At 36.5% G+C, this 10,771-nt stretch carries 8 protein-coding genes; 7 read left to right on the forward strand and 1 reads right to left on the reverse strand.

Annotated features, from left to right (window positions below; all coding sequences use genetic code 11):
- The first annotated feature begins 6 nt into the window (after positions 1 to 6).
- Positions 7 to 1,713 carry a phosphoenolpyruvate--protein phosphotransferase gene (gene ptsP, locus P0N36_RS07320; protein WP_275842196.1) on the forward strand — a complete coding sequence of 569 codons (1,707 nt, stop codon included), beginning with the start codon at positions 7 to 9 and terminating at the stop codon, positions 1,711 to 1,713.
- Positions 1,714 to 1,943: 230 nt separating this feature from the next.
- Here the strand turns inward: ptsP and P0N36_RS07325 are convergent, their stop codons facing one another.
- A complete protein-coding gene (locus P0N36_RS07325; protein ID WP_275842197.1) occupies positions 1,944 to 3,152 on the reverse strand; it encodes an MFS transporter in 1,209 nt (402 codons plus the stop codon).
- A 286-nt stretch (positions 3,153 to 3,438) separates the two neighbouring features.
- On the opposite strand from P0N36_RS07325, the gene P0N36_RS07330 reads away from it, so the two are divergent.
- From P0N36_RS07330 to P0N36_RS07355, 6 genes are all read left to right on the forward strand, one after another.
- A complete protein-coding gene (locus tag P0N36_RS07330; protein ID WP_275842198.1) occupies positions 3,439 to 4,935 on the forward strand; it encodes a sensor histidine kinase in 1,497 nt (498 codons plus the stop codon).
- Positions 4,922 to 6,520, forward strand: a complete 1,599-nt coding sequence (locus P0N36_RS07335; protein ID WP_275842199.1) for a response regulator transcription factor — start codon at positions 4,922 to 4,924, stop codon at positions 6,518 to 6,520. Before P0N36_RS07330 ends, P0N36_RS07335 begins: the two co-directional genes overlap by 14 nt.
- Positions 6,498 to 7,505, forward strand: coding sequence for a TRAP transporter substrate-binding protein (locus P0N36_RS07340; protein ID WP_275842200.1), 1,008 nt, complete (start codon positions 6,498 to 6,500; stop codon positions 7,503 to 7,505). Before P0N36_RS07335 ends, P0N36_RS07340 begins: the two co-directional genes overlap by 23 nt.
- 184 nt (positions 7,506 to 7,689) lie before the next feature.
- A complete protein-coding gene (locus P0N36_RS07345; RefSeq protein WP_275842201.1) occupies positions 7,690 to 8,751 on the forward strand; it encodes a TRAP transporter substrate-binding protein in 1,062 nt (353 codons plus the stop codon).
- A 151-nt stretch (positions 8,752 to 8,902) separates the two neighbouring features.
- Complete coding sequence (locus P0N36_RS07350) at positions 8,903 to 9,439, forward strand: TRAP transporter small permease (protein ID WP_275842202.1); 537 nt, start codon at positions 8,903 to 8,905, stop codon at positions 9,437 to 9,439.
- Positions 9,439 to 10,734 (forward strand): TRAP transporter large permease, encoded by a 1,296-nt coding sequence (locus P0N36_RS07355; protein ID WP_275842203.1) that lies wholly within the window; start codon positions 9,439 to 9,441, stop codon positions 10,732 to 10,734. The genes P0N36_RS07350 and P0N36_RS07355 overlap by 1 nt, the downstream gene beginning before the upstream one ends.
- Positions 10,735 to 10,771 lie beyond the last annotated feature (37 nt).

Below are 10,771 nucleotides of genomic sequence, written 5' to 3' on the forward strand. Positions count from 1 at the left end.
AGTGGTATGCATACCATCATAGGCATACCCATAGCCAAAGGTATTGCCCATGGCCCTGTAAGAATCATACATGATACCTCTATGGAAGCTGTAGAGCGTTTAGGCTGCAATACCGATGAAGAGATACAAATATTTCATGACGCACGTAATAAAGCCATAGGTGAGATTGAAACCATTCGGTTAAACACGATGAAAAATATTGGTGAGCAGGAAAGCAAGATATTTGAAGCACACCAAAGCATATTAGAAGATCCGGAACTGATAAGTCAAGTAGAAGCTTATATACTGGATAAAAGGTGTTGTGCAGAATGGGCCTTAAGTCTTGTGGGTAATAGGTTTCGAGCTATTTTTGAAGCTATGGACAACGCATATATGAAAGAAAGAGCCATTGATATCAAAGACATCACGTGTCGCGTCGTCAATCTCATTATGGGCCATTATAGCGATGTTGGATCAATCAACGAACCCTATGTATTGGTCGCTCATGATCTGACACCATCACAAACATCCACTCTTGAGACCAAATATGTTAAAGGAATTATAACGGAAGTGGGTGGAAAAACAGCTCATTCAGCCATTATAGCAACACTACTTAAGATTCCCTATGTGGTGATAGAAAAAGGAACCACCTTATTAAAAGATGGTGATGAGGTTGTTTTTGATGGTCGAGAAGGCAGCGTCATCGTAGATCCGGATCAGATCTATCTAGATGCTTACTACGTTAAAGAAAAACAACTGGTTCAAGAAGAAGAAAAATATGCCAGCCTTAGAGGCAAGGTATGTAAAACCCAAGATAACATGGAAGTAGAACTGATTGCAAACATCAGTCAGATTAAAGACCTTGATTTTATTGTCAAAAGTGATGCTAAAAGCGTTGGTCTCTTTAGAACCGAATTTATTTTTATGGATCAAGAGAGGTTACCAACAGAAGATGAGCAATACGAGATCTATAAAAAAATAACCACAGCTATGTCAGAAGGGTATGTTACCATTCGTACCTTGGACATTGGCGGTGACAAAGAAAGTCCACTGTTTGATATTCCAAAGGAAGACAATCCATTTTTAGGTTATCGTGGCATTCGTTTATGTCTTGAGGAAGTCGAGATTTTTAAGACACAGCTTAGAGCAATACTTAGAGCCAGTGCCCATGGTCAAATCAAAATTATGTTTCCTATGATTGCCAGTCTGACTGAGATTAGAAAGGCAAAAGATATTCTAAAAATATGTAAGAAGGAACTTGAAGCGGTGGATGTAGCCTATGATTCAAATATTGAAGTTGGTATTATGATAGAAACCCCAGCTGCGGTTGTCATGGCAGATCTATTTGCAAAAGAAGTGGATTTTTTCTCTATTGGAACCAACGACCTGATTCAGTACACCATGGCAGTTGACCGCTCCAACTTGAAAATATCAGCATTATACTCCCAATATGATCCTGCTGTACTTAGAAGTATGAAAGTGATAGCAGAAGCAGCAAAAAAGGAAAATATTTCAGTCAGCATATGCGGTGAAGCCGCTGCAGATATAAAGCTATTACCTTACTGGTTAGGTATTGGTATTAGTAAGCTGAGTATGTCAGTAGCCCTTATTCCTGAAGTTAAGTGGACCATTTCCCAGATGACATCCACTAAAGGAATAGAGGTTGCAAAAGCCCTTAACAAAGCAGGCGATGTGCGAGAAGTCTTAGAAGGCTTAGAATTGACTGCTTTGTAATGTAACACATCATCCTCCCTATACAAAAAAGACGGCAGCCACCAAGTCCATAATACTTGCTGGCTGCCGTCTTTTTAATTGAATTATATAGTGGTTAAGGCGTCAAAAATATATAGTTGAACTTTTACATACCATATATAGTTACGAATGCATCAACGTAATCTATATATGGTATGTGAATTTAGTGAAACTTAGTTTTGACCCTTTAACCATAGTATGAATGCTTGTATTTACAAAGTTGTCTCCAAGGGAAGTTTGGCAGGTGTTGATTTGTCAAAAACATATAAACCGACAAATATAAGCATCATTAGAGTTGCAACAATAATGGCACTCATACCGGCAAGGACACCAAAACCATCTGCAAGGGCACCGGTTATAATTGGCATAATAATGGCGCCAATACCACTGATCATTAAGAGGACGCCCATGGACATGGGGTAGGTTTTGATGATACTACCTAGTGTCGATACAGTGGTAGGGTAGATGCCAGCCATGGAAAAACCAAGACCCATGATTGCCAGAGTAATGGTGGTGGTATTCCTTGTTGAGAGTAATAACAAATAAAACATAACAGTGCCGACACTTAAAACAGTTAAAGTTATTTTTTTTGAAATACGATCACCTATAAAAGCGGTTGTTAATCTTCCGGCTAAGATAACTACCCATAATAAAGATGCAAGAATCTGCGCATATTGTATAGACATAATGCCTGAATCAATGAAGTATTTTACCATCCAACCATTGATGGTCGCTTCAGCACAAAGATAGAAAAACAAAATACCGGCACCAATTAGAAACCGTCGATCTTGAATAAAAACATAGGACTTGTCGGTTTTTTGCTTGATTCGGGATGACGCGTCCATATCCATTCTAGAAAAAAGTATCATGGATATGATGGCGAGGATGATAATGACAATAGCTGACAATTTCCATCCAAAGTCACCGGTAAGTTTAGTTGAGAATATAACAAGGAAAGGTGCCAACAATGCTCCAACAGCAAAAATACTATGTAATACATTTAAGGCTGCTGAACTGCTGTTTGAGATTTCGTTGACCATGGTATTGTTAAAATTAGAAATACTGCCACGGCTTAATCCGGTAAAAAGAAAACCTAGAATAAGAAGTACCGGATTGCCAGTTAGAATCATAATCAAAAAACCCATGACGACAAAGCAACACATAAATATGACAGCTTTTTTTCTACCTAAATATAAGGGAAGAACGCCGGCAATAAAACCGGCAATAAGATTACCAACTTGATGGGCAGATATGAGACCACCACTTATAGTATTGTTGAGGTTATAGGCATTGCTGATAAGTGGTAATAAAGAGCCAAGAATCATGCCGTATAAACCATTAACAGCAAAGACAAAAAAACAGCAAAGCAATATATATTTATTACGCGGATCCAGTTGTGCATAAAAGGATGGTTTTGTCATTTGTGTTTCCTCCAAGAATATAGACTATCTTTTTTTGGGATACCTAGCCAATTATAGCATAAAATAAATATCACAGATGCATTATGAGAAAGTAATGTCAAAAAATGCACACTTTATCAAAAAATGCTTATTGTTTAGTAAAGGAATGGACGATAGGATGAAGAGTAAACATGAGTTGGTATGTAATGCTTTATAAGACTAAGATTGACCATCTTATAGATAGAAAGTATAATTAAGAAATGACGCAATATCAAAAAAATCTATCTTTCCTGAAAGGAAGAACGCTATGAAAAGACTTAAAGACTTCTGGTTGCACTTGTCAATAAAAGTAAAACTCCTGTTGTACTTTTTTATTGTTATTGCAATCATAAGTCTTTTTAATTTGTATTTAAACAATAATAATTATAAAATTGTGGATCAGTTTAAAGATACTATGAACAATTATTATGGCATTAATAGTTTGCTGGTCATGACAAGTGAAAATAAGACACTGGTATCAAGATACTTGCGAGAGCTTGACCCGGAAGATAAAGAAAACTATACAAGAAAAAAAGTAGATCTAATGGAAAAAGTGGAAGACCTTGAAGCGGAATTGACGTCTACCGATGCCTACTTTATCATCGTTGCCATACGCAATGCTTCAGAAGCTATGTATGAGAACTGGGATAAGGCAATAGAAGAAAGAGAAGAGAATATACCCACTTACTTTAATGCTTTTTATGAAGGTGAAAGTATTGAAGTTTATGTCATATCCTACATAGAAGAGCTGTTATACTTAAGCTTAGGAGAAGGTAATGAACTATATAATAAGCTTGCCGAAGAAGCGGTAGTTATGAGAAGAATTTCTATTTTTCTAATTGCCATCAGTGCTCTTTTTACGATGTTTATCGTCTTGTTCTTTGTCAATTCTTTTATTAATCCAATTAAAAACTTGGCATCTAATTCCATGAAAATGGCTTCAGGAGACCTTGATGTTGAACCAATGGTCATCATTTCAAAAGATGAAGTCGGAACCCTATCAGATGCCTTTAATATAATGAGTCATAATATCAGACAGTATGTGGATGACTTAAAAGAAAAGGTGGTCATAGAAAAGCGACTTCATGAAGAAGAACTAGAAGTTGTTCGTATGGAACAGTTGCTAAGAGAGTCTCAATTTGAAGCACTTCAATCCCAGATCAATCCCCATTTCTTATTTAATACTTTAAATACCATATCTAGAACGGCTATGTTTGAAGGAGCAGAAGATACAACCAAACTTATTCAAGCCCTGTCTAATCTATTTCGATATAAACTTAAGAATCAGTCTACTGTTATAAATCTTCAGGAAGAATTATGGATTGCTGAGGAATACATTTACTTGCAAAAATTTAGATTCAAGGAGCGTTTGACCTATGAAATCGTTGCAGACCAAGGTACTAAGTCAGTGAGTGTACCAATATTTATGTTACAGCCTATTATTGAAAATACCATTATACATGGTATTGAACCTAAGGTTGAAGGCGGTAAGATACGTATTAAGATTAAAAGCCTTCAAATAGATAATAAGGAATGGATTATTCTACGTATCACTGATACAGGTGTGGGCATGACACCAAGGCGTTTGAAGGAAGTGCTTAGTTTTACTGAAATGAAACACCATAGTATCGGTATTAGCAATGTATATCATCGCTTCAAGATTATGTACCAACATAAAGGATCCTTTAGAATGATGAGTAAAAAAGGTGCAGGCACCTGTGTTGAATTCAAGTTTGAAAGGAATGATTTAGATGGAAAAATATAAAATATTAATTGTTGATGATGAATCCATTGAAAGAGAAGCTATAAAGTTTATATTAAATAAAGAATTAAATGAAGATCTTGAATTCTATGAAGCAGCCAATGGTCAAGAAGCCATATCAAGTGCGGCTTTAAATAGCCCTAATATTATTGTGATGGATATACAGATGCCGGGACTTAATGGTATTGAAGCTGTCAAAGTTTTAAAAAAAATACTGGCAGATAGTAAAGTGATTTTTCTAACAGCCTATGACCAGTTTGATTATGCTCACGAGGCCATTAAATTGGGTGTTGAGGATTTTATTGTAAAACCCGCATCCAATGAGCGTTTAGTAGAGGTTATCAATAGAGCGATTAAAACCCTAAAAGATGAAAAACAACAGGCAATAACAAAAGAAATGATGGCATCTAAATTAGAACAAGTTTCCAAATATCTAGAAAATGAATTTTTATCATCGGTCATAAATGGTGATATTGAAAACGAACAAGGTAAAGAATACTTAGACTTTAATGGCATCAAATTTGAATGTGGTATGGGCATAGTGGTACGTGCCAATGCGGATGAGGCAATGGTTTCATCTGGACTTAGACTGCAAGTTATGAGAAGACGTTTATTAGATGCCATCGATACAAGAATCAATAAGATTGTAAGACAAAAATACTCAACAATAATCAAAGATTACATCTACATTTTTATAATGGGTGAGCGTCAAAATGAATTACTGCAAATCCAAGAAAAAATAAGAAAAATTCTTAATGAAGTCGGTAGTTTATTTGCCTTAGAGCATCAGCTATACTCAGATTTTGGTATCGGTGACATCTGCAATAAACTAGATTGCCTTTGGAAATCATTTTCTACAGCTAAAGCTAACTGTAACAAACGTATACCTACGAGGGATTCAAGAAATGAGCAAGATCTTCAAGCTTTGGTAAAAAGCTTAAAAGACAAGGATGAAGCTGCCTTTAATAAATATATTGATTTATTATTTGAAGACATATCTTCTGGATCAGAAGATTTGGAGATGATTCGTATTAAGCTTTATGAACACTTTGTTTTAATAAGAGAGCGGGTATCAGATAATATTTATGAATCAGACATTTATACTTTTGATTTGTTTAATCAAACCATGAAAATAAGCAATCATCACGAGGCCAAATATCTTCTAAGAGACTTTTGTAATCAATATATGGAGAAATTGGACAAGCAAAAATCAGATAAAACGTCGATTATTCTGGATAAACTCATTGTATATATTAATTTACATTATGCGGAAAATATAACATTAGATCAGCTTTCTTCAATTTGTGACCTAAGTCCAAGCTATATTAGCAAGGTGTTTAAGAAGCATCTGAATACGAACTTTATTGACTATGTTAGCTCGGTCAGAATTATAGTGGCAAAACGACTTCTTAAAAACTCATTGCTGTCCATCAAGGAAATCGGTTATGAGATTGGCTATTTCGACTCTAATTACTTTACAAGAGTATTTAAGAAATATGAGGGGATGACCCCCTCGGACTATCGCAACAAGTGGTATAACACAAGTATGCCCAAAAAGGATGGTGATGAAGTTGAAGCAGATAAGTAGAATATGGATTTCAATAATTATGACATTTATTCTAACCACAGGTTGTAGTGATCAAGGGGCAACTGTTGTCAAACAACCGGAAGTCATCTATTTTAGATTAGCTGAAATCCATCCGTCCGATCATCCGACAACAAAGGCAGATAAAGAATTTGCACGTCTTGTTGAAGAGCGTACAAAGGGCCGTATTATCATCAAAGTATATGATTCGGAGCAGTTGGGACCTGAGAAAGCGGTTTTAGATCAAGTTCGATTTGGTGCTATAGATTTTACAAGATTAAGCATGGGTCAAGTGGCGGAGATCTCACCTCAGCTTAATGTACTTCAGCTCCCATATATTTATCGTGATAGTGATCATATGTGGCAAGTACTTAATAGCGATATAGGAGACTTTTTTTTAGAGAGTATTGAAGATAAGGGTTTGATCGGACTGGCCTGGTATGATGGTGGTGCCCGTAGTTTTTACAACAGTGTCAGGGAAGTTAAGACTCTATCTGATCTAGAAGGATTAAAGTTTCGAGTTATGGAAAGTCAATTGATGGTGGAAATGGCAAGGGCATTAGGCACTTCAGTGATACCCATGGCCTATGGTGAGGTATATAGTTCAATTCAGACGGGTGTTATTGATGGTGCTGAGAATAACTTTCCTAGTTATGAGACATCTCTACACTATGAAGTTGCCAAGTATTTTACCATAGATGAACATGTACGCGTACCGGAAATGTTGATTGCAAGCAAAAAAATCTTAGATCGAATCACAGAAGAAGATTTAGAAATTATTATGGCTTGTGCCAAAGAATCTGAAATCTATCAAAGAGATAAATGGCGCATTGAAGAAAAAGAATCGGAGAAAAAGCTTAGAGAGTTAGGTTCAATCATAACAGAAATAGAAGATAGAGAAGCTTTTGTAGAAGCAGTTCGTCCATTATATGATAGATATGCCAACGACTATTTGGAAATTGTCAAACGGATTCAAGAGATGGAATAAAGAACAAAATCATGCTATTTGTTCAAAAATGTCATGGATTTAGTGAGAAGGATTCTTAATAACATACGATGACGCAAGATTATGATGATAATAACAAGATTATGAATTGTTGAAGGCATTGCCCCCCTGTATGATGAACATGTAGTTGTTACATAAACCAACAAATCACAAGGGGGTAACACCAATGATTAAGAAGTTACTTAGTATTATGATGATCGTAGCTATGATGGCAGTACTTGCAGTCGGATGTGCGAAAACAGAGGAACCAGCAGCAACGTCTGTAGAAACACCAGCAGAAACAGCAGAAACACCTACAGAAGCACCAGCACCGGTTGAAGCAGTTATATTAAAGCTTGCAGAAACACACCCAGCAGATTATCCAACCACTTTGGGTGATTATGAGTTTGCGCGTCTTGTAGAAGAAAAAACAGAAGGCCGTGTTAAGATTGAAGTATTCCCAGCAGCTCAACTTGGTGAAGAAAAAGACGTTATTGAACAAGTACAGATTGGTGCCATTGATCTAACTAGAACAAGTATTGCGCCACTAACTGAGTTTTCACCATCACTTAACGTATTACAATTGCCATATATTTATCGTGATGCAGACCATATGTGGAGTGTTCTTAATAGTGAAATTGGGGAAAATTTCTTAAAGAGTGTTGAATCAGCGAATTTTGTAGGCCTTGGTTGGTTTGATCCAGGTCAAAGAAACTTCTACAATTCTCAAAAAGAAATCAAATCCTTAGCGGATTTAAAAGGACTTAAATTTAGAGTTATGCAAAGTGAACTTATGATGGACATGGTAGCAGCACTTGGTGCATCTCCAACGCCACTTCCATATGGTGAAGTATACAGTGCAATTCAAACAGGCATTATCGATGGTGCAGAAAACAACTGGCCAAGTTATGATACTTCCTCACACTATGAGGTAGCAAAATATTACACCATTGATGGTCATGTAAGGGTTCCAGAAATAATTATCGCAAGCAGCATAGCAATGCAAAAGATATCAGCTGAAGATCTTGCAATTATGAAAGAAGCTGCCAAAGAAGCTCAAGCCTTCCAAATTGAAAAATGGAATGCAAAAGAAGTTGAGTCAAGAGAAAAAGTTGAAGCGGCAGGCAGTATCATTACAGAATTAACACCGGAAGCCAAAGCAGAATTTGCTGCAGCAATGGAACCTGTATATGAAAAATACGCAGCTGAATATACAGACCTTATTAAACAAGTTCAAGCAGTTAAGTAGCCATAATTGTTATACCTTAACCATATAATGGATAGAGGGCCGGATGGAAATCCGGCTTTCTATAATAAAACAGTACAACAAACATGAATCGTGTTGATGAACAGCACTATATATTAATACCGTTATGAATCAAGTGAAAGGAGTACTACCCATGAATCAGATAAGAAAAATTGTTGATCAACTGCATAAAGTTATGGTTGTCTTAGGGCAAATCATGTTGGTACTGATAACAATCCTAACCTGTATTCAAGTTTTTTCTAGATATGTTCTTAATTTTAGTCTGAGGTGGTCAGAAGAAGTGCCATTGATTATGATGGTGTGGTTTGGCTTTATTGCTTTAGCACTAGGTGTCAAGAAAAAGCTTCATATCAGTATTGAATTATTCTTTAGAATGTTCCCGGAACCTGTTCAAAAAGTATTACTAAAATTTGTTGACCTATGTATATTAACCTTTGGTGTCATCATGGTGGTCTATGGATGGCAGCTAGCGATGGTTATGATGGCTTCTACGATGCCGGCAACAAAAATGCCAACAGGTTATTTATACATTATCGTTCCAATATCAGGTGTATTCGTTGTTTTTGACAGTCTTATGGAGTTACTTGGCTTAATTGAAAACGAAGAAGAGACTCAAGATGATGAAGTTATAGAATCCTTAAAAAATCTATCCTTAGGAGGTAAAAACTAATGCCAGTTGCAAGTACAGCAATCGCTATATTATTAATCTCATTTTTTGTTCTTTTAATATTAAAAGTACCTGTAACCTTTTCATTAGCCCTATCTTCTGTTCTAACAGCCTTATATTACCAAGTGCCACTAATGACCATTATTTTAAAAATGGTAAAAGGTATTGAGTCCAGTTCCCTCATGGCTATTCCTTTTTTCATAGTAGCAGGTGAAATCATGGGTGCCGGAGGCATATCCAGGCGACTTATTGAACTGGCCAATGTTATGGTTGGACGTGTAAGAGGCGGTATGGCACAAGTGAATATTCTAGCCAGTATGTTTTTTGGTGGAATATCCGGTTCAGCTGTTGCCGATGTATCCTCAATTGGTGCCATATTGATTCCTATGATGAAAGACAATGGCTATGATGATGATTACTCTGTTGCCGTAACCGTAACAAGCTCATGTCAAGGGGTGATCATTCCTCCAAGTCATAATATGATTATATATTCTCTAGCAGCCGGCGGTGGCGTTTCTGTTGGTCGTTTGTTTCTTGGTGGCATGTTACCGGGTGTTATTCTTGGGGTTGGCCTTATGATCTTAAGTTATATCATTGCCGTTAAGAGGGGCTATCCAAAAGGGGATAAGATTCCTTTTAAAGAAAAAGTGAAAATCACCATGAACGCTTTCTTTGGTCTTATGACCGCCGTTATTATTATGGGTGGTGTACTTTCGGGTGTATTTACAGCTACAGAATCAGCAGCGGTTGCCTGCCTTTATGCTTTTGTTATAACATTTTTTGTGTATAGAGAAATACCTTTAAAACGTATGGGTAATATCTTATATAATGCTTTAAAAACCCTCGCTCTGGTTCTAAGTCTAATAGCAGCGGCCAAAGCTTTTGGTCATATGTTGGCCTTGTTACAGGTACCTGCACTAGCAACCAATGCATTATTGACCATTACTCAAAACAAGACTCTATTATTATTGCTTATACTTGTGCTCATCCTATTACTTGGGTGTATTATGGATATGGCACCACTCATATTGATTCTAACCCCCATTCTATTGCCGGTTGTTACAAGCTTAGGTATGGATCCGGTTCAGTTTGGTGTCGTACTAATTCTTGCACTTGCTATTGGATTATGTACACCGCCTGTTGGTAGCGCCCTTTTTGTTGGATGCGCCATCGGAAAAGTATCCATAGAGAAAATGACCAAATCTTTGCTACCATTCTATGGTATTATGGTTGCTGTATTATTGCTTATAACATTTGTACCGGGTATTGTCATGTTTATACCCAACTTGTTTCTATAAATAAAAAATTTCAAAGTAAGATGAAAAGGAGAAAAAA

It is taken from the genome of Petrocella sp. FN5, from assembly GCF_029210395.1.
Taxonomy (GTDB): domain Bacteria; phylum Bacillota; class Clostridia; order Lachnospirales; family Vallitaleaceae; genus Petrocella.